This window comes from Treponema sp. R6D11 (assembly GCF_054786075.1).
The window spans coordinates 1-364 of the sequence record NZ_BDHD01001192.1 but is presented as its reverse complement, the minus strand read 5'-3'; the positions used below and the strand labels follow the sequence as shown (position 1 = coordinate 364).

The window sequence follows — 364 nt, the reverse complement described above, 5'->3', positions numbered from 1 at the left end:
CAAAGCATAACGAAGTCGCGCCGGCACAGCACGAGCTTGCGCCGATTTTCTCGACGACAAATATAGCAACAGACCACAATCAGTTGACAATGGAACTGATGAAGTCTATCGCTAACAAGCACGGACTTGTTTGTCTGCTTCACGAAAAACCGTTCGCCGGAGTTAATGGCAGCGGCAAGCACAACAACTGGTCAATCAGCACCGATACGGGCATTAACCTGCTTGAACCGGGCGATACGCCGAATGATAATGCGCAGTTCCTTTTGTTCTTAGTCGCGGTTATCAAAGCTATAGACGTGTATCAAGACCTTCTGCGCGTATCTGTAGCAAGCGCGGGAAACGATCACAGACTTGGAGCGAATGA

At 49.5% G+C, this 364-nt stretch carries 1 pseudogene; it reads left to right on the top strand.

The annotated features are described in order from the left end of the window. Positions 1-364 (top strand): annotated as a pseudogene (locus ACYVTD_RS18065) (glutamine synthetase type III); the annotation flags it as partial.